Annotated in this window: 23 protein-coding genes; 7 read left to right on the top strand and 16 right to left on the bottom strand. The window is 30.3% G+C overall.

Translation table 11 applies throughout. From position 1 onward, the window contains the following. Positions 1-46: 46 nt before the first annotated feature. From JOP69_RS18465 to JOP69_RS18435, 7 genes are all read right to left on the bottom strand, one after another. A complete protein-coding gene (locus tag JOP69_RS18465; protein WP_203394687.1) occupies positions 47-412 on the bottom strand; it encodes a response regulator transcription factor in 366 nt (121 codons plus the stop codon). A gap of 16 nt (positions 413-428) precedes the next feature. Beyond that, a complete protein-coding gene (locus tag JOP69_RS18460) occupies positions 429-3,119 on the bottom strand; it encodes an ATP-binding protein (protein WP_203394688.1) in 2,691 nt (896 codons plus the stop codon). Beyond that, positions 3,112-3,306, bottom strand: a complete 195-nt coding sequence (locus tag JOP69_RS18455; protein ID WP_203394689.1) for a hypothetical protein — start codon at positions 3,304-3,306, stop codon at positions 3,112-3,114. The genes JOP69_RS18460 and JOP69_RS18455 overlap by 8 nt, the downstream gene beginning before the upstream one ends. A 123-nt stretch (positions 3,307-3,429) precedes the next feature. Continuing rightward, positions 3,430-5,199, bottom strand: coding sequence for a sodium:solute symporter family protein (locus tag JOP69_RS18450; RefSeq protein WP_203394690.1), 1,770 nt, complete (start codon positions 5,197-5,199; stop codon positions 3,430-3,432). A gap of 34 nt (positions 5,200-5,233) precedes the next feature. Then, on the bottom strand, positions 5,234-5,494 hold the full coding sequence (locus JOP69_RS18445; RefSeq protein ID WP_203394691.1) for a DUF4212 domain-containing protein: 261 nt from the start codon (positions 5,492-5,494) through the stop codon (positions 5,234-5,236). 11 nt (positions 5,495-5,505) lie between these two features. Beyond that, complete coding sequence (locus JOP69_RS18440; protein WP_203394692.1) at positions 5,506-6,720, bottom strand: hypothetical protein; 1,215 nt, start codon at positions 6,718-6,720, stop codon at positions 5,506-5,508. Between the two features lie 107 nt (positions 6,721-6,827). Further along, positions 6,828-7,244 (bottom strand): helix-turn-helix domain-containing protein, encoded by a 417-nt coding sequence (locus tag JOP69_RS18435; protein ID WP_203394693.1) that lies wholly within the window; start codon positions 7,242-7,244, stop codon positions 6,828-6,830. 321 nt (positions 7,245-7,565) lie between these two features. Between JOP69_RS18435 and JOP69_RS18430 the strand changes: the two genes are divergently transcribed. Continuing rightward, a complete protein-coding gene (locus JOP69_RS18430) occupies positions 7,566-8,333 on the top strand; it encodes a sulfite exporter TauE/SafE family protein (RefSeq protein ID WP_203394694.1) in 768 nt (255 codons plus the stop codon). A gap of 189 nt (positions 8,334-8,522) precedes the next feature. Beyond that, positions 8,523-9,320, top strand: a complete 798-nt coding sequence (locus JOP69_RS18425; protein WP_203394695.1) for a TerC family protein — start codon at positions 8,523-8,525, stop codon at positions 9,318-9,320. A gap of 76 nt (positions 9,321-9,396) precedes the next feature. On the opposite strand, the gene JOP69_RS18420 is transcribed toward JOP69_RS18425, so the two are convergent. From JOP69_RS18420 to JOP69_RS18385, 8 genes are all read right to left on the bottom strand, one after another. Continuing rightward, a complete protein-coding gene (locus tag JOP69_RS18420) occupies positions 9,397-9,990 on the bottom strand; it encodes a phospholipid scramblase-related protein (protein WP_203394696.1) in 594 nt (197 codons plus the stop codon). Between the two features lie 345 nt (positions 9,991-10,335). Then, positions 10,336-11,301 (bottom strand): M23 family metallopeptidase, encoded by a 966-nt coding sequence (locus tag JOP69_RS18415; RefSeq protein ID WP_203394697.1) that lies wholly within the window; start codon positions 11,299-11,301, stop codon positions 10,336-10,338. Positions 11,302-11,377: 76 nt separating this feature from the next. Beyond that, the gene (locus tag JOP69_RS18410; protein ID WP_203394698.1) at positions 11,378-11,749 is read right to left on the bottom strand and encodes a glyoxalase; all 372 of its coding nucleotides are present in this window, start codon (positions 11,747-11,749) and stop codon (positions 11,378-11,380) included. After that, positions 11,742-12,221 (bottom strand): hypothetical protein, encoded by a 480-nt coding sequence (locus JOP69_RS18405; RefSeq protein ID WP_165733584.1) that lies wholly within the window; start codon positions 12,219-12,221, stop codon positions 11,742-11,744. Before JOP69_RS18405 ends, JOP69_RS18410 begins: the two co-directional genes overlap by 8 nt. Before the next feature lie 110 nt (positions 12,222-12,331). After that, positions 12,332-13,519 carry an enoyl-ACP reductase FabV gene (fabV, locus tag JOP69_RS18400; protein WP_203394699.1) on the bottom strand — a complete coding sequence of 396 codons (1,188 nt, stop codon included), beginning with the start codon at positions 13,517-13,519 and terminating at the stop codon, positions 12,332-12,334. A gap of 77 nt (positions 13,520-13,596) precedes the next feature. Next, positions 13,597-14,547 carry a phosphoribosylaminoimidazolesuccinocarboxamide synthase gene (locus tag JOP69_RS18395; RefSeq protein ID WP_203394700.1) on the bottom strand — a complete coding sequence of 317 codons (951 nt, stop codon included), beginning with the start codon at positions 14,545-14,547 and terminating at the stop codon, positions 13,597-13,599. A gap of 36 nt (positions 14,548-14,583) precedes the next feature. After that, complete coding sequence (locus JOP69_RS18390; protein ID WP_203394701.1) at positions 14,584-14,985, bottom strand: hypothetical protein; 402 nt, start codon at positions 14,983-14,985, stop codon at positions 14,584-14,586. Positions 14,986-14,997: 12 nt separating this feature from the next. Beyond that, positions 14,998-15,951: a PhoH family protein gene (locus tag JOP69_RS18385; RefSeq protein ID WP_203394702.1), complete on the bottom strand. Its 954-nt coding sequence runs from the start codon at positions 15,949-15,951 to the stop codon at positions 14,998-15,000. Positions 15,952-16,079: 128 nt separating this feature from the next. Between JOP69_RS18385 and JOP69_RS18380 the strand changes: the two genes are divergently transcribed. The 5 genes from JOP69_RS18380 (at position 16,080) to gldG (ending at position 20,435) form a co-directional block, all read left to right on the top strand. Beyond that, the gene (locus JOP69_RS18380) at positions 16,080-16,940 is read left to right on the top strand and encodes an S-adenosyl-l-methionine hydroxide adenosyltransferase family protein (RefSeq protein ID WP_203394703.1); all 861 of its coding nucleotides are present in this window, start codon (positions 16,080-16,082) and stop codon (positions 16,938-16,940) included. Positions 16,941-16,944: 4 nt separating this feature from the next. Further along, on the top strand, positions 16,945-17,241 hold the full coding sequence (locus tag JOP69_RS18375) for a putative quinol monooxygenase (protein WP_203394704.1): 297 nt from the start codon (positions 16,945-16,947) through the stop codon (positions 17,239-17,241). Positions 17,242-17,267: 26 nt separating this feature from the next. Then, the gene (locus JOP69_RS18370; RefSeq protein ID WP_203394705.1) at positions 17,268-17,795 is read left to right on the top strand and encodes a GNAT family N-acetyltransferase; all 528 of its coding nucleotides are present in this window, start codon (positions 17,268-17,270) and stop codon (positions 17,793-17,795) included. A 290-nt stretch (positions 17,796-18,085) separates the two neighbouring features. Continuing rightward, on the top strand, positions 18,086-18,802 hold the full coding sequence (gene gldF, locus JOP69_RS18365) for a gliding motility-associated ABC transporter permease subunit GldF (RefSeq protein WP_203394706.1): 717 nt from the start codon (positions 18,086-18,088) through the stop codon (positions 18,800-18,802). Beyond that, positions 18,795-20,435: a gliding motility-associated ABC transporter substrate-binding protein GldG gene (gldG, locus tag JOP69_RS18360; protein ID WP_203394707.1), complete on the top strand. Its 1,641-nt coding sequence runs from the start codon at positions 18,795-18,797 to the stop codon at positions 20,433-20,435. The genes gldF and gldG overlap by 8 nt, the downstream gene beginning before the upstream one ends. A gap of 478 nt (positions 20,436-20,913) precedes the next feature. Here gldG and JOP69_RS18355 read toward each other — a convergent pair whose 3' ends face one another. Then, positions 20,914-21,675 (bottom strand): NAD(P)H-binding protein, encoded by a 762-nt coding sequence (locus tag JOP69_RS18355; protein ID WP_203394708.1) that lies wholly within the window; start codon positions 21,673-21,675, stop codon positions 20,914-20,916. Positions 21,676-21,706 lie beyond the last annotated feature (31 nt).

The raw sequence follows: 21,706 nt of genomic DNA, 5'->3' as shown, positions 1-21,706 counted from the left end.
TTGTTTGCACACAAAATCAATATTTAATAGCGATAAAGACTATCTTTTAAGCTAAAAGTTCCAATATTTCTGAAACTAGTTTTTTTACTGAAAAAGGTTTTGTTAAATACTTATCTGCTCCAAGTTTTAAACCTTTTTCAACGTCTGAAGCTTTATTTTTTGCAGTTAAAAAGACCACTTTGGTATCTTTTAAACTTTTATTTTTTTTGATCTCTTGTAAGGTCTGATAACCATCTACATTCGGCATCATAATATCTAACAAAACGATGTTAGGTACTTGATGTTTTAATATCTCTAAAGCTTCACTCCCATCTCTTGCAATAAACACTTCAAAATCTTGTTTTTTAAAAGCGTATTCTAACGACATTACAATATTGGGCTCATCATCAACAATTAAAATTCTATTCTTCATACTTTAAGGCTACAATTTACTTAAAAGGGATGGTAAAAACAAATGTTGCACCATTTTTTATACCTTTTTTAGCCCAAATTTTTCCTTGGTGTTTTTCTACTATTTGTTTGGTTATTGCCAATCCTAATCCACTACCCTGTGGTTTAATGGTGTTTTGATGTTTAGATTGATAAAACTTATCAAAAACAAATGCATGATCTTCTTCCGGAATCCCTTTACCATTATCGGTTACAGAGATTTCTACCAAGGCATTTCCTAATTTATAATCTATGTAAATTTTCCCGGTTTGTGGTTGGCAAAACTTAATGGCATTGGACAATAAATTGGTTAATACTTGTAGAATTCTATCTTCATCATAATTTATTTTAAAAGAATGCACATTATTCACAACGATTTTCACTCCTTTTTTCGCAGCAATTTGAGAAATACTGCCAATTGCCTTCGCAATCGTCTTTTGAATGTCTAAATATTCTAAGTCTAAATTTAATCTTCCTGTTTCTAGTTTTTCAAAATCTAAAATATTATGAATTAAACGCCCTAAACGCTCAGAATCTTGCAGAATATTCTTTAAAAACTGGGCTTTCATTTCTTGAGGCATATCATCATCTTCATCCATCAATAGCTCAGTAGCTGCACGAATCCCTGTAATTGGTGTTTTCAATTCATGAGCAACCGTATCTAAAAATTCATCTTTTTGCTTGTCTTTACTTATTAATTCTTTATTTGCATCTTTTAATTTTGATGACAATTGAGACAATTCATTCGATTTTTCTAACAAAACCTTATTATTTACAATGTTCTCTTTAGATTCTTCTAAAATTTTTAACACCTCAACCAAACTAATTTGCTCTTCTTTTACCACACTTGCAATCAATATTTTTGCGGATGCAGAACCAATACTACCTGTTAATAATTTTTCTGAAAAATTAATTAATCTAGCATCTCCCAATTGGGTATCTAAAGGCAATTTATGCTTGGTGAAAAATATTTTAAGAGCACGTGTAGCGCGTTCTTCACCTAAAAAACGAACTAAAACATTTTTAACATCTGAAACATAAGCCTCTCCTTTCCAAACAAATGCATTTTCTTGAAGTGAGGTAAAACTCTTACTGTCTACAAACATTTCTGCATAATTACGCTCTCTATAATTTCCTTTAGAAACTAATGAAAACACTAAATAACTCATTAAATTAAACGAAATACTCCAGAAAAATGCATGAGCAGGCGGACTTAAAAAATCGATGCCTAACAAAGCATTTGGTTTTAATGCAGCAATACCAAATAATCCGTGTTGCGTAAAATAATCTGTTCCGGTATAGGCTTGTAATGTAAAAGGTAAAACTAAAGTGTAAATAGCAATAAGAAAACCAATAATCATTCCGATAATAGCCGCTTTTGAAGAACCACGATTCCAGAATAAACCAATAAAAAAGGAAGGTGCTAATTGCGCTATAATAACAAAAGAGATTAATCCAATAGAATACAAAGAAAGCTCTTTTGAAAACGAAACATAGAAGAAATACGCCGAAATAATAATGGTAAAAATAGAAATACGACGAATGCTTTTAATATATTTTGAATTTCGTTCTGGTTGATTTTTAATAAATTTATCTAAAAACCCATACGGAATAATTAAGTTATTACTAACCATGGTTGATAATGCCAAGGTAGAAACTACCACCATAGAAATAACCGCAGAAAAACCTCCTAAAAAAACAAGCGTTGCTAAAAGTGAATTTCCGTGTTCTAACGGAAGTAATAAAGAATAATACTCTGCATTTTGAGTAGAACCAAAGGTTAATTTACCTGCCCAAGCAATAAAAATAACAAAAATATTAAAAAGCAATAAGTACAATGGAAACAACCAAATTGCTTTCTTTAAATGTTTTTCTCTATTGTTTTCTAAAACCATAACTTGAAACTGACGTGGTAATAAAAATATAGACATAAAAGATAAAGCAATCATAAAAAACCAATTAAAACCATCTTCTATACCACTTAGTGTAGTTAGCTCTTTAAAATTTTCTGTATTTGAAATTTTATCATAAATATCTGTTGTACCATCAAACAAGTAAAATGTAATATACCCACCAATAATGGTGAAGAAAACCAATTTTAAAACAGACTCAAAAGCAACTGTAGCAACAATTCCCTTATGTTTTTCTGATGCATCTGTATTTTGGGTTCCAAAAAAAGCAGCAAAAACAGCTAATAATAAAGCAACGTAAAAAGTAGAATCGTCAATAATTGATGTAGAAATATAACTCGTATCATCAGACATAATTTCAAATGTTTCAGAAACTGCTTTTAATTGTAAAGAAATGTAAGGCAAAGTACCAAAAAGGCAAATAATTGTGACCAAGGCTCCTAAAAAACGATTGTTTCCGTAGCGCAAAGAAATAAAATCTGCAATGGAAGAAATTTTATGCTGTTTAGAAATTCTAATAATTTTTCGAAGCACAATAATCCATAAAGGCGCCGCAATAACAGGCCCTAAATAAATTGGTAAAAAGTTAATTCCGGAATTTGCTGCAATTCCTACACTACCATAATAGGTCCATGCAGAACAAAATACAGCTAAAGACAAAGTATAGACATAAGGATTATTTACCCACTTACTTTGTCGTTTTTTTTCAGCAAGAAAAGCAATGTAGAACAACACCGCTAAATAAATAATTATAATGACTATTAAAGTAAAACTATTCATAATGACGATTTAAGACGATAAATGAAATTACAATAGACAATAACCAAATAGAAAATATTGAAAAATAAAATGTAGGAATCCCCCAAATTGCTCCTTCAAAATTAAAAACAAGGACAAAGGGTATATTAAACATTAAAAACAATGCAATTGATAATACAATTAACTTCTGCTCATGTCTTTTTTTCATTGATTTACTTTGAACCTTAAAAATAATAAAAAAATCAGCACTACAAGTTGTAATGCTGATTTCTAACTAACTTATTTAAAACTATATTTTATATTTTAAAAGAAAACATAAAAATGGTTCTGTTTAATGATCAGAAGCTTCTCCTGCTCCAGATGGTATTCTTATACTTTCTACCATTTCTTGCACATTTTGTGGTGGCGCTGCCGTAACTCTAGAAACGACTACAGAAATAACCACATTAACAAACATTGCAATAGTTCCAAAACCTTCAGGAGAAGTACCAAACCACCAATCTTCTTGTGTACCGCCGCCAAACATGTCTAATTTAAATTTCATCATGTAAAAAAGCATCAATACAATACCTACAATCATTCCTGATATCGCTCCTTCTTTATTCATTTTTTTATCAAAAATCCCCAAAACAATCGCTGGAAAGAAAGAAGCGGCTGCCAAACCAAATGCTAATGCAACCACGGCGGCGACAAACCCTGGCGGATTAATACCAAAGTACCCTGCAATTAAAATTGCTACAAAAATTGCTATTCTTGCTGCCATTAACTCTGCTTTATCTGAAATATCTGGTTTTAATTGTTTTTTAATTAAATCATGAGAAACGGATGTTGAAATTACCAGCAATAAACCTGCTGCTGTAGATAAAGCTGCTGCTAATCCACCCGCTGCAACTAAGCCTATTACCCAATTTGGTAACTGTGCTATTTCCGGATTTGCCAATACCATAATATCTCTATCTACATACAATTCGTTTTTAGCAGACATATTAGAATTTGAAATCAATCTTTCTCCAAATGTACCTCTATCTTCAGTATATATAGGTTTTTTACCATCTAAGGCATTCCCTGCAACATATTGAATTTTACCATCACCATTTTTATCTGTCCAAGAAATTAACCCTGTGTTTTCCCAGTTTTTAAACCATACCGGAATTTCTGAATATTCTTTTTCACTTACTGTTTCTATTAAATTGGTTCTAGAAAAAACTGCAATTGCAGGTGCTGTAGTATATAAAATAGCGATTAAAAGCAACGCATATCCTGCAGATTTACGTGCATCTTTTACTTTAGGTACCGTAAAGAAACGAACAATAACATGCGGTAATCCTGCTGTACCGGCCATTAATGCTAATGTGATTGCAAAAACATCCCAAGTAGATTTAGAACCAGAAGTATATTCTTTAAACCCTAATTGTGTGTGTAAAGCATCTAATTTATCTAAAAGATAAGTACCATCTTCTACAGTACTTCCCATTCCTATTTGCGGAATTAAATTCCCCGTCATTTGTACAGAGATAAAAAACGCTGGTACCATAAAAGCAAAAATCAATACACAATATTGAGCTACCTGTGTATAAGTAATTCCTTTCATCCCTCCTAAAAGAGCAAATACCAAAACTACTGTCATACCAATTAAAACGCCATAAATAATATCTACTTGTAAGAACTGAGAAAAAACAATTCCTACTCCTCTCATTTGTCCTGCTACATAGGTAAAAGACACAATTAAAGCACATATTACGGCCACTGTTCTTGCTGTGTTTGAGTAATACCGATCTCCAATAAAATCTGGTACTGTAAACTTACCAAACTTACGTAAATAGGGAGCTAACAATAGCGCTAAAAGCACATATCCACCGGTCCATCCCATTAAATAAACAGAGCCATCATACCCTGCAAAGGAAATAATACCTGCCATACTAATAAATGAGGCGGCACTCATCCAATCGGCAGCAGTTGCCATACCATTTGCTAAAGGAGAAACACCTCCGCCAGCTACATAAAATTCTTTTGTTGAGCCCGCTCGAGCCCAAATTGCGATTCCAAAATATAGGGTAAAAGAAATCCCTACTAATATCCATGTCCAAGTTTGTACACTCATAATATTTTATTTTATTTTTAGTTAAGGATTAGATTTACTCGTCGAAACCGTATTTTTTATCTAGCTTATTCATTAATCGTATGTAAACGAAAATTAAAATCACAAATACATAAATCGATCCTTGTTGGGCAAACCAGAAACCTAGTTTAAAACCACCAAGCCTTATGGTATCTAATGCTTCTCTAAATATTATTCCGCATCCGAAGGATACTACAAACCATATTATAAGTAGTATTGTTAAATACTTAATATTTTCTTTCCAATACGCCGAGGCGTTTTTTTGTTCATCACTCATATTGTTCGTTTTTATAAATAGATCATTGCTTGTAAGGTTACAGCACTTGTTGAAGTTCCGAAATCTTGATTTTTATACTCTAAGGTTAATTTAGAATTATGTCCGCTCATATAGGCATTAATACCTAATCCTAAAATGTTTCTATTGTTAGAAGTAGCATCGTAGCTATTACTACCATAAGAAGCATAAGGTTGAAATCTTGTTTTTGTTTTATCACCAGCAAAAACATATCCTATGTGTGTATACACCATATTACCAGTACCATAAGCACTGTATAAATAATTTTCTCCGTAGTCATTAGATTGATATGTAGCGTACGCAGTTAAAGCGCTTCCATCATCACCCAATGGAGCGTCATAAAAAGCGTCTATAGCAAAAATGGAAACATCTTCTCCTACAGTATTTCCACTTTCTATTTTCACAGTACCTTTTGGATGTAAGAAAAATCCGGCACCTATATTAAATACTTTTTTTCCACCAAGATACGTTCCTACCTTATAAGGTAAAAAGTTAGATTCTTGATCTAATAGGTTGTATTCAAAATACCCTGCAAAAGTTTTACCAGCTTCTTTAGTGCCCAATAAGTTTGCGCCTCCATACACCGCTTGTCCACTTACGGCAGGTCTAGCGTCTAACCCGTTTATTATTGCGTCATTTACGGCAACTCTATATTGTAGTTTCCCAAATTTACCTTTCATAAAAATCCCCACATGTCTTGCAAATTGATCTGACAACCCAATGGTAGCCCAAGATTGACGATTATTATCTAAGGTCATCATGTTTAAGGTACTTTGATTGTTTAATCTAGAGATACCATTAAAATAATGCAAACCTCCACCTATAGCATGGTTTTTACCTAAATTATATTGTGCCCAAGCCGCATGTAAGAAAAGTTGAGATACTTCTCCTTTACCTGTTGGTGAGAGTGAACCTGCGTTTAAACTATTTAAACCAAAATGTGTTAAGAGTAAAAATTTATCTGTAATTTGAGAAAACATGAGAACACGCGCTCTTCTTAAATTAAAACTTGTTTTACTAGAAGTTGCAGGTGCATCATTATTATAAGTTGCTTGTACTTGCGCCCAAGAAATTAAACGAAGGTATTTTTTGCCGTCCTCATCAAATTTAATTTTTAGTCCGCCATTATAGTCTGGAGACCCTTGTGCTATAAGAAACTGAAAGGAGGCTAGAAAAAATCCTAGCAATAGTAATCTTTGCTTTTTCATGAAATTAATTGTTTAGTTAGTGAATCATTGATTTTGTGTGCACTGCTAAACTCCTAAAAACAATCTGTTTAAAAAAAATTACTATATTTTTATGTTAATTTTATATACTAATCTTTAAAACGCTCCCATTTAATAAGCATAAACTTGTCCCCTAACTCGGTGACTACAACGCCAGCTCCCTTTATATTTTCTGAATTACTAAAATAAACACCTAGTTCTCTTGCATTTAAAATCTTATACGTTGAATGATATTTAGAATTATAAGGTCTTTTAATATTATATTTTTTTACCCAATTCATAATACTTACGTGAGAAACTCCTAAAATTCGCTCAATTTCCCGATAGGTTAATCCCTCTAGATATAGCTGTAAAGATTTGTTAACATAATAGTCGTCTATCTTTTTACCAATCTTATTTACAGTAAAAAAGTAATTACATTTTTTACATTTATATCGCTGTCTATTATTAATAATACCACTTTTAATGTATTTATCTGAATTACAATTTGGACAACAATCTATCATAACATATATCAATTTAGCATAAATATAGTAATTTAGCAATATAAAATCAACATATTTGTTAAAAATTTAATTATTTAAAACAAAAAAAGCCCTACAATAATGAATATCACTAATTACTAAGACTTATTTTACTAAATTGAAAAAACAGGAAAATTAGCTTTGTATACATTTACAACGACTGCTACTTCATATAGTAAAACAAAGTTTTTTTAAATGTTAGTAATGTTTATAAAAATATCTGTAATAATTTCATCAATATTTATACTACCTTTATTTTTATTTAAAATTAAATAAAAACTACGAAACATCTAAACTTACAATTTGTTAATAGACTCATTTTTTACTTATTGGCACATTATATTATTATTTTTTACGGTAGCCATTTTATATTCTTCCGTAGGTTTTGGTGGTGGCTCTAGCTATTTAGCTATTTTGGCATTAACAGGAATCGTTTTTACACAAATTAGAGCAACTGCTTTGTTGTGTAATATTGTTGTAGTCTCTGGAAATGTATTTTTATTTTATCATCAAAAGAAAATTGATCGGAAAAAAGTAATTCCTCTTATATTACTTAGTATTCCGTTTGCTTTTTTAGGTGGAAAATTAAAAATTAGTCAGCATTTCTTCTTTATTCTTTTGGGCTTCACCTTATTATTTGCTGCAATAACCATGTGGATTTCTAAAAAAATTATTTCTTCGGATGAAAAAAAAGTCAATCTAAAACCTATTAAAAATGCTAGTTTTGGTGGAATTATTGGTTTTATATCTGGAATGGTTGGCATTGGTGGAGGCGTATTTTTAGCTCCACTTCTACATCTTACTAACTGGGATACCCCTAAAAAAATTGCCGCTACAGCTAGTGTTTTCATTTTAGTAAATTCTATAGCCGGTTTGTTGGGTCAATATTCAAATCCTGATTTTATAATTGACTGGAACTTAACTTCCATTTTATTAGTTACGGTTTTTATTGGAGGACAAATAGGTAGCAGAATGAGCAATAACTATTTTACACCTATTCAACTTAAAAAAGCTACTGCTATTTTAATTGCTTTTGTGAGCTTGCGTATTCTTTGGAAATACCTTTTTTAAAATAACCGCAGAGTGCTCGAATAATTAGAGCAGAGTACCAAAGAGAAAAACTTTCATTCGCTACATCATAAGATTTAGTCTCTTTTTCATGTTTCTTGTTTCTAAAACTTTAAAAACTAAACCCAATAAAAATTGTGTATTATCAACAATCAAAATATCTTTGGATTCATCAATTATAAAAAATAAAAAATGTTAGGAATTCTTTTCACATTATTAATGTTGGTTTTATTACAAGCCGTTCTTGGTTTCGATAATTTACTTTACATATCCTTAGAATCTAAAAAAGCACCAGAAGCAGATCAAAAAAGAGTAAGAAAGGTCGGTATTTTAATCGCTATTGTATTAAGAATTATTTTACTTTTTGTGTTAGTTTCTATTATCGATTTTTTTCAGGATCCTTTTTCTTTTTTATCCGGAGGAATAAAAGATGTTATTCATTTTGCTTTTAACGGACATAGTATCATTGTTTTATTAGGTGGAGGATTTATTATCTATACAGCTATTAAAGAGATTTGGCACATGATTTCTACCAAAGGCCTTGAAGTTTCTGATATGGCTACAGGCAAAAGCACCAAATCTGCAAATGCCGTTATTACAAGTATCGTTATTATGAATCTAGTTTTCTCTTTCGATTCTATTTTAGCTGCAATTGGTCTAACTAGCGAAATAGAAAGCGCTACAACTGCTTTTATTGTAATGGCCATTGCCATTGTTATAAGTGGTTTATTAATGCTTGTAATGGCTGATAAAATTTCTACCTTTTTGTCTAAAAACAGAATGTACGAAGTACTTGGTTTATTTATTCTTTTTATTGTAGGAATAATGCTAGTAACAGAAGGCGGACATTTAGCTCATATTAAAATATTTGGTGAAGAAATTGTACCAATGAGTAAAACAACATTCTATTTTGTTTTAGCTATTTTAATTATTGTAGATGTTGTGCAAGGAAAATATCAAAAGAACTTATTAGCAAAAGCAAAGAAATAACACCAAATTAAAACATATAAAAAGCCGCTGTAGTTAAATACAACGGCTTTTTTTATGTTTGCTTTTACCTAAATAACTATCTACTTTGCCTCCAAACCATGTCTATAGTAATTGCACTTGATAGTATTACAATCTTATTTGAATCATCAGCAAAATCAGTATTTAAATCTACTTTATATTTATCTGCTGTAGTAAAAACTTCTTTCAGAGGTCCATTCCATTTTTTGCTTATTGTTCCTATTTGTTTATCGGAAGAATCATTTATTTGAAAGTTCCAAGCTTTCATATCTCCAGTTATTACAGCTAAAAGCTCTTCTGATCTATTATAAATTTTAAAAGTTGGTTTTAATAATTTAAATTTTTGTTTGATTGTACCAATAGTATTGCCTTTAGGATCATCAATACGAATTGTAGACATATAGAAAGTCCAACCTCTAGATATAGATGCTAGTATATTTCCTTTTACATCTTTTATTTCTAGCAGAAAAGGCAACATACTCTTGTTTAATAATAATAACCTAAGCGCTTTTTCTCCTGAAGTTAGTGTTTGATTTACAGAACCAACCTCATTTCCTTTATCGTTAAATACTTTATAACAATTTTTAAACTTAAAAATATTGACTTTTTCGTCTATAAAGTATGTTTTTAAATCAAAAAAATTTGAATTCATTTATTTTATTTTTAATAATCGGAATAATGTTTTTCACCCAATGTTTATTATTATTCGTTGTTTTGTTTTTGAGGTAATCTCATTTTGCTCTAACGTTAAGCATGTTTTATTTATAAACAGAATGCAAGATATAACGTATTTGTAATAAAATTAGTCAGTTCTTTTAAGAAATTGTAGAAGCTATAACTAGAAATTCTGTCATTTTTATTTAAATGTAGATAACGGTTTATAGTTCTACAAAGTTGTGGTTTATGTGAATGGTTTTTTTTTAAGGAAATTGAAGTGTGCTAAATTGAAAATCCCTATACCAAATATAAAAACAGCAATTTCAAATATGCTTTATTGTTAGTAGTTTTTTATTTTCTCTCCTTTTATTGGTGAATAATTCTTTTTCAATTCTCCATTTACAAATATTTCAGAAAAATAGCTTTTTACTCCAGTAGCTTTATTAGTATTTTCTATATTTTGAATATGATAATGTAAATGTGGTTCTGATGAGTTTCCTGAATTTCCACAAAGCCCTAATAATCCCCCTTGCTTTACTTTTTGCCCCATTTTAACAGCAATAGAATTTTGCTTGAAATGCTCAAAGAATAAAAACTCATTATTTTCGGTTCTTAATATAACTGAATTTCCAGGAATATAAATTGGATTTAATTCACCAGGAATATTATCTTTTATTCCATTTACAGCCAGAACAACTTCCGCATCACAAGGTGCAATCAATTCTTTTCCAAAAGCATAATAATCTTCGTTTGTTTTTCCATCCGTTTTAAAAGACTTTCCATTTTCACCAGTAATCACAATGTCAAAAGCATTTTTTTGAGCTTCGTTTTCAACGTGATAATTTAAATCTTTTGTGTCTCCACCCCAAAATATTGTCCATTCTTCTTTGAATGGTAAAATCATTTCAGTTGTATTTCTTTCAAGATTTGGTAGATTACTTTCTTTAAAAGGTTTAACAAACAAACCGTCTATTTTTCCGTTTTTGTCAAGTGAAATATTTACAAGAAATAGAGCTTGCTCAAAATTTGTTTTGTAAGAAGCATAAGTTCCGTTTTCATATTTTATAAATTCTCTTTTTTCAATTTTCCCTGCTTGCCTTTTAAGTCTTTCAAGAAAGTTAGTCGTTCTTTCTATTGGTAAAGCTGATTTCATTTTTATTGAAAACAGTTCGAAAACATTGTGATATTCGTCTATATTATAAAATTTCTGAAAATCCGCTGAAACCTTTTTAGAAGTCTCTTTTTCTGTCTGTCCGAAACTCAATAATGGAATTAAAGTTAATAATATAAATCGTAATTTTTTCATCTCTGCTAATTGTCGTGTAATTACTAGAAAACGGCATTAAACCATATAAAACTTAACTTAATGTATTTTAAAACTCCTATCCTATTTCCGCAATACTATCTTTTAATCTTTGTGTAACAATTTGCAAAATTCTTCTATTTATTTCTGATGCTTTATCAGCATAAAAAGTAAATTCATCCGAAGAAAAATGACCAATAATTATCCCTAAAGTAAAGTTCTTATAATTATTATCCGTTTTAAAAACAGCAGTAATTTTACTTCTTCTTTTCTTATCCGTTAAATCTGTAAAATCTACTTTTCTTTTTATAAGATGGTGCTTAAATAAACTAATCAACAAGTTATGTTGCATTTTTATAACAGGTCTTAAAACTTCATTCTGAAATTTTTCCATTTCAGAAGTTCCTTCATTCACTAAATCCGTTAATACTGGTCTCTCTTTTTTATTCATCTAATAATTGATCTAATTCTAATTGATAATCATATTGTAAATCTTCATGCAACGTTGCAATTGCTTTTTTTATTAGAACAACTTGCCTATCAAAAGTATTTGTTAACCTTGGACTCTTTTTTATAGAAGGTTTAAATGCCTTTAATTTTACACAAAAATAAAGTAATAAAGCTACCTCGGTTTCCTTCTTCTTAGAATACCGAATAAACTTTTTAGTAAGGGTTAAAATCTTTCTTACACTTTTTCTAATATAGAAATAACTCTTGGTATTAATCTCAGAAAAAAGCACATCCATTTGATCTTTTACACTTTGTATATATTGCTCTTCATCATGAGATTCGAATAACAAATACGTTAGTAATTCTTTATTCTCTTTTTTAAATTTTGATAAATGCAAACACAACTCTTTCAGCTCATTGGCAGACTTATGAGAAAGTTCGTCTTTTAATTGTTTTAAGGTAACTGCTTTCATCAACTTTAATTTTTTACAAGATAAAAAAAACCTCACAATAGTTGCCGAAATAAATGCAGCATTAACTGTGAGGTTTGTATTTAAGTTTCCGCTATCGCGGGATAATAATCTTACTGAATACTTGGTACGTTTACTACTTCATTTACATCAGCATCATAATCTACACCAGCTACTTTAAAACCAAAAAGGTTGTAAAAATCGTTGCTATACCCTTCTAAATCTCCAATTTCTGATAAGTTTTCTGTAGTTGCAGTTTCCCAAAGTTTGTTCACTTCTGCTTGTACATCTTCTCTCATTTCCCAATCGTCAATTCTAATTCTTCCTTTTTCATCCAAAGCCAAATCACCTCCAAATAAACGCTCGCTATACAAACGCTGAATTTGTTCGATACAACCTTCGTGAATTCCTTTTGCTTTCATCACTTTATACAATAAAGAAATATATAAAGGAATTACAGGAATTGCAGAACTTGCTTGTGTAACTAATGCTTTATTTACAGAAACATACGCTTTTCCACCAATCGATTTTAAATCGTCTGTAATTGTAAAAGCAGTTGCCTCTAAATGATCTTTTGCTGCACCAATTGTTCCGTTTCTATATACTGGTTTTGTAACTTCTGGGCCAATGTATGAGTAAGCTACTGTTGTTGCTCCTTCTGCTAATAAGTTTTCAGATTGTAATGCATCCATCCACATTTTCCAATCTTCTCCACCCATTACGTTTATCGTATTTTCTACATCATCTCCTTCTGCAGGTTTTATAGAAATTTCTGAAACTTTACCTGTATGGAAATCTACTGTTTTGTTAGAAAAATCTCCTCCGATTGGTTTTAAAACCGATTTGTATCTTTTTCCTGTTACTGGATGTGTTCTTACTGGTGATGCTAAACTGTAAATTACTAAATCAATCTGACCTAAATCTTCTTTGATTAAGTTTACAACTTGTTCTTTTATTTCATTAGAAAATGCATCTCCGTTAATACTTTTTGCATATAAACCTGCAGCAATTGCTTGTTTTTCAAAAGCAGCTGTATTGTAAAAACCTGGTGAACCTGGTCTTCCTTCTGTTGCTGGTTTGTCAAAGAAAACACCAATTGTAGCAGCATCAGAACCAAATGCGCTAGATATTCTTGAAGCCAATCCAAATCCTGTAGAAGCACCTATTACTAATACTTTTTTTGCGCCTTCTATTTTTCCTTTCGATTTTACATATTCTATTTGATTGATCACGTTTTGCTCACATCCTGTTGGGTGCGATGTTAAACAGATAAATCCTCTTGTTCTTGGTTCTATAATCATGGTTGTTAGTTTTTTGCTACTAATAAAGACCTCACAAGTTTTTAAAACCTGTGAGGTCTAATCTAATCGATTTGCTTTTATTTCTGTGCTAAAAAAGAATTTACATTCTCTTCAATTCTATTTAATACATTATCTGTAGTCGCTTTTACAAAAGCTTCTCCAGTAATTTGTTCGTATAATTCTATATATCTGTTAGAAATTTCGATGACTTTATCATCTGTCATTGCCGGAATTTGTTGTCCGTCTTTTCCTTGAAAACCGTTTTCAATTAACCACTGACGTACAAATTCTTTAGACAATTGTTTTTGAGCTTCTCCTTTATCTTGTCTTTCTTGATACCCATCAGCATAAAAATAACGAGAAGAATCTGGTGTATGAATTTCATCAATCAATACAATTTTACCTTCTTTTGTTTTCCCGAATTCGTATTTAGTGTCTACTAAAATCAATCCTCTTTTTGCTGCAATTTCAGTTCCTCTTGCAAATAAAGCTCTTGTATAGTTTTCTAATACAATATAATCTTCTTCAGAAACAATTCCTTTTGATAAAATATCTTCACGAGAAATATCTTCGTCATGCTCACCATTATCTGCTTTAGTAGATGGTGTAATTAAAGCTTCCGGAAATTTATCGTTTTCCTTTAATCCTTCTGCCATTTCAACTCCACACAAAGTTCTTTTACCTAATTTGTATTCACGAGCTGCATGACCAGACATATAACCACGAATTACCATTTCTACTTTAAAAGGCTCACATAAATGACCAACGGCAACGTTTTCATCTGGGTTTGCAATTAACCAATTAGGAACAATATCTGCGGTATCATTCATCATTTTTGTGGCAATCTGATTTAAAATCTGACCTTTAAAAGGAATTTGACGTGGTAAAACAACGTCGAAAGCAGACAATCTATCTGTTGCAATCATTACCAAAAGAGCATCATTTATATTATAAACTTCTCTTACTTTACCTATATATACAGACTTTTGGTTCGGAAATTTTAAATTAGTATTGTTAATTGTATTCATTATATGTTATGTTGTTGTGGGCGCAAAAATAGGCTTTCAATTTCTTTTTTTTTCTGATTTGAAGTAGTTTTTTATCTGTTGTCTTTCTAAAGAATAAACTTTGGTATTATTTTCAATCTCTTCAAGGATAATTAATGCTGCTGTTTTTAAATTAGAATTATCTGAAATTAGCATTTCGTTTTTACTAATTTGATAAAAAACCCTTAATAATTCTTCTAAAACGAACACATTTAATCCTTCTATTTTCGTTTTTAAATCATCTATACTTAAATCTAATAATTCATAAAAGCCAAAATCTAATTTCCCCTTTAAATCCTCATTAAAAGATTGTAATGAAAAAACGTCATCATCATCTTTTGCTATTTTAGAGAGTGTTTTTCTTAAAAATAGGGTTATTTTCTGTATTTCTCTTTCTAAAAAATCATTTCTATACTCCATATCATATAAAAACTATTCTGTTTCTATACTTTTATAAGCACTAATAATTTTTCTAACCAATCGGTGTCTTACCACGTCTTTGTCATCTAAATGTACTTGCGCAATTCCGTCAATATCTTTTAAAGCTAATAAAGACTCTTTTAAGCCAGAAACCTGCTTTCTTGGTAAATCTATCTGACCAGGATCTCCCGTAATAATAAACTTTGCACTTTTTCCCATTCTTGTTAAAAACATCTTCATTTGATTATGAGTTGTATTTTGGGCTTCATCTAAAATTACAAATGCGTTGTCTAAAGTTCTACCACGCATAAATGCCAAAGGTGCAATTTGTATCACCCCTTTTTCTAAATAAGATTCTAAACGTTCATGCGTAATCATATCTCTTAAAGCATCATATAAAGGTTGCATGTAGGGATCTAATTTTTCTTTTAAATCTCCTGGAAGAAATCCTAAATTTTCACCAGACTCTACTGCGGGTCTTGTTAAAATTATTCTTCTAACTTCTTTCTCTTTTAAAGCTTTTACTGCCAAAGCAACCGCTGTATAGGTTTTTCCTGTACCGGCAGGACCAACGGCAAACAACATATCATTCTTTGCCATTAAAGTAACCATTTTACGCTGGTTTTCAGTTTGAGCTTTAATTAACCTGCCGCTAACACCATGTACCAAAACTTCTTTGGCATTTTTAGCAGCAGCTGTTTTTTCTTCGTTTCCGTTAGATGTTAAAATTTGTTCTATACTGTTTTCATCTAACTTATTGTATTTATTAAAATACTTTATCAAACGTTCTAACCGAGTTTCAAACTCATCTAAAATTTCTGGGTCTCCATAAATTTTTAATTTAGATCCTCTAGCAACGATTTTAATTTTTGGAAAGTATCTTTTTAACTGTTCAATAGTACTGTTTTGTGCTCCGAAAAAATCTTTAGGACTAATTTCTGTAAGCTCTATAGTGCGTTCGTTCAAATGATTAATTTTTATTAATAAATTACATTTTTATTTCAACTAAAAATAGCTAATAAATTTTCTAAAATGATTAGATTTGCGTAAAATAATTAACAACTTTTACACATTTAATTAACAGCCCTTTTTTAATGCCTATAATCACCTTAACAACAGATTTTGGAACAAAAGACCACTTTGTAGGCGCTGTAAAAGGAGCTATTTATTCTGAGCTACCCGATGCTAAAATTGTAGATATTACACATGAGGTTACTCCTTTTAACATTACCGAAACCGCATATATTTTAAAAAATTCTTATAAAAGTTTTCCAGAAGGAACCATACACATTGTTGGTGTAGATTCAGAATTAAGTGATGATAACAAACATATTGCTATTGAATTAGACAATCATTATTTTGTGTGTCCGGATAACGGATTAATCTCTATGATTGCTTCTGAAATCAATCCAACAAGAATTGTTGAAATTAATATTCATGACAGAGTAGAAAGTAGTTTTCCTGTATTAGATGTTTTTGTACAAGTTGCTTGTTTTATCGCCAGAGGCGGAAATTTAACGGTTATTGGCAAAGAAATTAAAGAATACAAAAAGTTAGTTGAAATTCAGCCAAAAGTAAATCAAGATAAAAATAAAATTATTGGTGGCGTTGTTTATATAGATAATTATGGAAACGTAATTAGTAATATTAGCACAAAAATGTTTAGTGAAATAGGCAAAGGACGCCGTTTTAAAGTAAGTGCTAGTCGTTATCATTTTACCAAAATATTTACAAAATATAATGAAGTAACAGGCGATAGTGCTCATGACAACATAAAATATGATGGAAGTAGATTAGCCATTTTTAATTCTGCTGGCTATTTAGAAATTGCGGTATACAGAAGTAATTTAGAAACGGTTGGTGGGGCATCTACCTTATTAGGATTAAATTATAGGGATTCGATTACCATTGATTTTATTAATGATTCTCAACCTGATTTTACACCTTTAACATAATAGAATGTTTGTACGAATAGTAAAAATGAGTTTTCATACAAAGAACATTAAAGAGTTTTTAATACTGTTTGAAGAAAAAAAAGCTTTGATTAGAGCTAGTAAAGGATGTAATTTATTAGAATTATATCAAGATAAAAAGAACCCAGAAATCTTTTTTACCTATTCTTATTGGGAACAAGAAAAAGATTTAGAAAATTACAAAAACTCGCTACTTTTTAAAGATGTTTGGGCAAAAACAAAATTATTTTTCAATGAGAAACCTCTTGCTTGGAGTGTGGATAAAAAAGTTAGCTTACAATAAACAATAAAGACAAATAATAATAAATAATGGATTTCGATTTTACTACATTCCCTGTTTTAGAAACAGACAGATTAACATTAAGAGCGTTAAACTTAGATGATGCAAAAGCAATTTTTGGTTTAAGAGCAAATAAAGAGGTAAATGAATATATACAAAGAGTACCACCAAAAAATCTTTCAGAATCTAGAGCTTTTATCGATGAAATTTCTAATTTAATTACTGATAACCAAGGTATATTCTGGGTTCTAGAATCTAAAAACAGTGCTGAATTATTAGGTACAATTGGTTTACGAAATTTTGATGTTGCAGATAATTATGCAGAAATTGGGTATGAAATTCATCCTGATTATCAAGAAAGAGGTTACATGACGGAGGCTTTTGAAGAAGTATTAGAGTATGCTTTTGAAAAAATGGAATTAAAAACTATTGAAGCTTTTACACACAAAAATAATCTTGCTTCTATTACGTTATTACATAAACTAGATTTTGACTTGCAAATAGAAAGAACAGACGAAGGTTTTGAAGATAATAGAATTTACAAGTTAGAGAAATAAAAACTAGAACCAAGAGACAAGATCAAAAAGTCTTCGACAAGCTCAGACTGACATCAAAAATATTAATTGGTTATTGAAATTAATTTAATAACATCTTAAAACCTAAGAACAATTAAAAAAAACAATGTCACACTGAGCCTGTCGAAGTGCTTTTGATGAAGAAAATTAGTCTTAGACAAGCCTCGAATGACATTTTATAAATTCATTATCATTTAAAATGAACATAATCGTATTTCTATCAACAAAATTAGAAATAAAAAGAACCAAGTAAACGTATAAACTATTTTACATTGATATCAATCCTTAAAAAAGAATTCAACTCATTTTTCTCAAGTACTATTGCCTATTTAGTTATTGGTGTTTTCTTGTTGATGAACGGTTTATTTTTATGGGTTTTTAAAGGAGACTTTAATATATTAAACGCAGGTTTTGCAGATTTAAATTCGTTTTTCTTTTTTGCTCCTTGGGTATTTCTATTTTTAATTCCGGCAATAACCATGAAAAGTTTTGCAGACGAATTAAACAGCGGCACCATAGAGCTCTTAAAAACAAAACCAATTTCCGACTGGCAAATTGTGTTGGGAAAATTCTTGGCTTCACTCCTATTGGTTGTAGTGGCTTTAATACCAACCCTAACCTATGTTTATACAATATACCAATTAGGAAACCCTATTGGAAACCTAGATTTCGGTAGCACAATTGGCTCTTATCTTGGCTTATTATTTTTAGCAGCAACCTATACTGCTATTGGTTTATTTACATCTACACTTTCTAAAAACCAAATAGTCGCTTTTATTTTAGGTGTTTTTATTACCTTCTTTTTGTATTATGGTTTCGATGCCATTTCCAATTCTCTTGGTAATGACTTAACCATTAAAAAAATGGGAATAAACGAACATTTTAAAAGTATTTCTAGAGGTATTATAGACTCAAGAGATATTGTATACTTTTTAAGTGTTACTATTTTCTTTTTATTCATTACTAAAATACGTCTAGACAATGAATAAGAAACTAAAAAATATAGCAATATTAATTATTGGATTGATTTTTTTAAATATTATCAATCAATCATTTTATAAACGTTTCGATTTAACTGCAGATAAACGTTACACTCTTTCTAAAACTACAGAAAAAATTATTTCTAAAGTTGATAAACCACTATTTATCTCTGTTTATTTAGAAGGTGATTTTCCTTCAGAATTTAAAAGACTTCAGGTAGAAACTCGTCAGTATTTAGAAGAGTTAGCCATTAAAAACCCAAACATAAAAATAAATTTTGAAGCTCCAGATAACCAGCGAGAAAACCTAATTAAACGAGGTATGCTGCCAAGTCAACTAACAGTAGAAGAGCAAGGGAAATTATCTGAAGCTATTATTTTTCCTTGGGCAGAAATAACTTACGGCAAAAAAGCCACCATTGTATCTTTGCTTCCAAATGCAATTGTGGCATCTCAAGACGAACAGTTGCAAAAAGCCATTGAAAATTTAGAATATAGTTTTTCTAATGCTATTAATTCCGTTACTCAAAAAAAACAAAAAAGTATTGCCGTAATTACCGGAAATGGAGAATTACCAGACATTTATCAATATAGTTTTTTAAGTGAAGTTGCTAAGAAATATAAGCTAGCAAAGTTTACCTTAGATTCTGTAACAACCAATCCGCAGCAAACATTAAAAGATTTAACCTCTTTAGATTTGGCTATTATTGCTAAACCTACTCAAAAATTTACAGAGAAAGAAAAACTAACTTTAGATCAATTTATCGCCAATGGCGGAAAAACATTGTGGATGTTGGATAATGTGCAAGCAGATCAAGACAGTTTGTTTACTTCCGGTAAAATGTTGGCATATCCAAGAGATTTAAACTTAACAGATCTGTTATTTTCTTACGGAATTAGAATTAACACTACGTTGATTAAAGATTTATATGCTGCTCAAATTCCATTAGCCACTGGTAAAGTTGGCAATCAAACGCAGTTTAAAAACTTAGACTGGTTTTATCACCCCTTGGTTGGAGGAAACCCAAATCATGCCATTACAAAAAACACTTCTCCTGTTCGTTTACAATTTGCAAATCAGATTGATACTTTAAAAAATAACATAAAAAAAACACCTTTATTACTAAGTTCTACATTAACAAAAAAAGTAGGTACTCCTAGTTTTATTGAACTCCAATCAATTGCTGATGAAGTAATTGAAGATGAGTACAAAGGCGGAAATCAATTGTTTGCTGTTTTATTAGAAGGTGATTTTAAATCGGCTTATAAAAATAGAGTAAAACCTTTTGAAACACCTTTATTTAAAGACCATGCTACCAACAATAAAATGGTAATAATTTCTGATGGTGATATTGGCAAAAACCAAATTTTAAAAGAAAAACCTTTCGATTTAAATAGAGATAAATGGACAAATCAACAATTTGGAAATAAAGATTTCCTATTAAACACTGTTGATTATTTATTAGATGATGCGGGCTTAATTCAACTTAGAAACAAAACATTACAGATAAGAACTTTAGACAAAAAAAAAGCTTTTAAAGAACGTACTTTTTGGCAGTTTTTTAATGTTGTACTTCCGCTAATACTTTTATTTGCTTTCGGATTTGTTTTTAATTACTTGAGAAAGAGGAAATATAGTTAGCAGTTAGCAGTTAGCAGTTAGCAGTTAGCAGTTAGCAGTTAGCAGTTAGCAGTTAGCAAAAATAAAAACTACTCGATACAATTATCTTCATCCATAAAAAAACAGAAAACACACTCCTTTTATCATTTCAAAATGAGCGCTTTTTAGCTTTCCGACTTCGCTCAAGATAAACTCACGCGAAAATTTACAAAAGTGCAACGTATTGTGTTATCTACTCTATGAGACTTCTCCAAAAGTCGAAGTGACAATTTATACTTATTTCTGGTTACTCTAAAAATTTTTCAATTTAGTTTATCAAAAAAAATACTCAAACTCACATCACAGCTCACTGTTATTTCAAACGAAGAATGAGGAGAAGTCTCATAGCAATTTACAAACTAAAAAGAGACAAACGTTTTGTTATTTCGAAATGAGCTTTTTTGCGATTGAGAAACCTCATATACATCGTCAATATCCTTTTACAATGAACATTTGATACTTAAATACTCAACAAATCATCATGAATAAATTCATACTCTAAAACCTCCTGGACTTTTTTAGAGCTGATAATTTTCCATTCGTACACTTCATTCTCTTCAAATTCGGGTACTTCAAAATCGTTACTTAATTTTGCTATTGTATAAAATTCTCTCCTTGTTGGATGGTGATTAGAACACGCATTAAAAGTTTCATTCCAACAATCTTGAGCGATGATTTCATGAATAATTTCAATACAATCTTCTTTATGAATCATATTTACAAATCCTTTTGGTTGCGGAATTTTTCGTCCGTTTTTAAACCAATTACAAGGTTGTCTTACATCACCAAACAAACCAGCAAAACGAATAATTGTAGTTTCGAAAAAAGTATTTTCTCTAAATAAATTTTCAATTTCTGTTAACGGAGTTTTTAAAACTTCATCTTCTTCTGTCATTACTCTATTCAATCGTCCATAGACACCAGTAGAACTGATAAAGATTACTTTTTGAATTTCAGAATTTTCAATTTGTGAAATTAAATTCTCAAAACCATCCACATCTTTAGACGTAATAGCAATAATTAAAATATCTGTATGCAAGAAATCATCAAACTCTTCAAATTCGGAAATATTAACAAGATAAGGTTCAATATTATTCATTTCTAAAAGTTCTAATTTCTCTTCTGTAGTAGTAGACCCTTTTACAAAATAACCTTCATCTAACAATGAAATTGCTAAAGACTTACCTAACCAACCACAACCTAAAACACTTATTCTCCTCATAAAACTGTATCAATAAACACAAAGATACATC

The organism is Polaribacter sp. Q13, from assembly GCF_016858305.2.
Lineage (GTDB): Bacteria > Bacteroidota > Bacteroidia > Flavobacteriales > Flavobacteriaceae > Polaribacter.
This window is presented reverse-complemented; position numbering and strand designations above follow the sequence as displayed.

Coding starts and splice junctions, on each gene's coding strand:
- JOP69_RS18465 (WP_203394687.1), bottom strand. CDS start 412: ATGAAGAATAGAATTTTAATTGTTGATGATGAGCCCAATATTGTAATG.
- JOP69_RS18460 (WP_203394688.1), bottom strand. CDS start 3,119: ATGAATAGTTTTACTTTAATAGTCATTATAATTATTTATTTAGCGGTG.
- JOP69_RS18455 (WP_203394689.1), bottom strand. CDS start 3,306: ATGAAAAAAAGACATGAGCAGAAGTTAATTGTATTATCAATTGCATTG.
- JOP69_RS18450 (WP_203394690.1), bottom strand. CDS start 5,199: ATGAGTGTACAAACTTGGACATGGATATTAGTAGGGATTTCTTTTACC.
- JOP69_RS18445 (WP_203394691.1), bottom strand. CDS start 5,494: ATGAGTGATGAACAAAAAAACGCCTCGGCGTATTGGAAAGAAAATATT.
- JOP69_RS18440 (WP_203394692.1), bottom strand. CDS start 6,720: ATGAAAAAGCAAAGATTACTATTGCTAGGATTTTTTCTAGCCTCCTTT.
- JOP69_RS18435 (WP_203394693.1), bottom strand. CDS start 7,244: ATGATAGATTGTTGTCCAAATTGTAATTCAGATAAATACATTAAAAGT.
- JOP69_RS18425 (WP_203394695.1), top strand. CDS start 8,523: ATGTTAGGAATTCTTTTCACATTATTAATGTTGGTTTTATTACAAGCC.
- JOP69_RS18420 (WP_203394696.1), bottom strand. CDS start 9,990: ATGAATTCAAATTTTTTTGATTTAAAAACATACTTTATAGACGAAAAA.
- JOP69_RS18415 (WP_203394697.1), bottom strand. CDS start 11,301: ATGAAAAAATTACGATTTATATTATTAACTTTAATTCCATTATTGAGT.
- JOP69_RS18410 (WP_203394698.1), bottom strand. CDS start 11,749: ATGAATAAAAAAGAGAGACCAGTATTAACGGATTTAGTGAATGAAGGA.
- JOP69_RS18405 (WP_165733584.1), bottom strand. CDS start 12,221: ATGAAAGCAGTTACCTTAAAACAATTAAAAGACGAACTTTCTCATAAG.
- fabV (WP_203394699.1), bottom strand. CDS start 13,519: ATGATTATAGAACCAAGAACAAGAGGATTTATCTGTTTAACATCGCAC.
- JOP69_RS18395 (WP_203394700.1), bottom strand. CDS start 14,547: ATGAATACAATTAACAATACTAATTTAAAATTTCCGAACCAAAAGTCT.
- JOP69_RS18390 (WP_203394701.1), bottom strand. CDS start 14,985: ATGGAGTATAGAAATGATTTTTTAGAAAGAGAAATACAGAAAATAACC.
- JOP69_RS18380 (WP_203394703.1), top strand. CDS start 16,080: ATGCCTATAATCACCTTAACAACAGATTTTGGAACAAAAGACCACTTT.
- JOP69_RS18375 (WP_203394704.1), top strand. CDS start 16,945: ATGTTTGTACGAATAGTAAAAATGAGTTTTCATACAAAGAACATTAAA.
- JOP69_RS18370 (WP_203394705.1), top strand. CDS start 17,268: ATGGATTTCGATTTTACTACATTCCCTGTTTTAGAAACAGACAGATTA.
- gldG (WP_203394707.1), top strand. CDS start 18,795: ATGAATAAGAAACTAAAAAATATAGCAATATTAATTATTGGATTGATT.
- JOP69_RS18355 (WP_203394708.1), bottom strand. CDS start 21,675: ATGAGGAGAATAAGTGTTTTAGGTTGTGGTTGGTTAGGTAAGTCTTTA.